General features: G+C 62.8%; 1 protein-coding gene. It reads left to right on the forward strand.

Annotated elements, in window-relative coordinates:
- Window positions 1-527, forward strand: a 527-nt coding sequence (locus tag AC1D0Z_RS23995) for a PLP-dependent transferase (RefSeq protein WP_477660603.1), incomplete at both ends; no start/stop codon positions are given.

A 527-nucleotide genomic window follows, 5' to 3' on the forward strand; every position in this document is an offset into this window, starting at 1 on the left:
GTGATCGGCGGCGTGGTGGTGGACGGTGGCAGTTTCGACTGGGAAAAATCCGGAAAATTTGCCGAACTGACCGAAGCCTACGAAGGCTTTCACAACATGGTATTCAGCGAGGAAAGCACCGTGGGCGCCTTCCTGCTGCGCGCGCGGCGCGAGGGCCTGCGCGACTTCGGTGCCTGCATGAGCCCGCACACGGCCTGGCTGATTTTGCAGGGCATCGAGACCCTGCCGCTGCGCATGGCGCGGCACATGGGCAACACCGAAAAGGTGGTGCAGTTTCTTGCCAGCCACCCGCTGGTGTCGCGCGTAGGCCACCCCTTGCTTGAGTCGCACTCCAGCCACGCACTGGCCAAAAAGCTGTTGCCGCGCGGCGCCGGCTCTGTCTTCAGTTTTGACATCAAGGGCAACCGTGAGCAGGGCAAGGCCTTCATCGAGGCGCTCAAGGTCTTCAGCCACCTGGCCAACGTCGGCGACTGCCGCAGCCTGGTGATTCACCCCGCCAGCACCACACACTTCCGCATGAGTGATGA

It is taken from the genome of Polaromonas sp. P1_E3, from assembly GCF_056405935.1.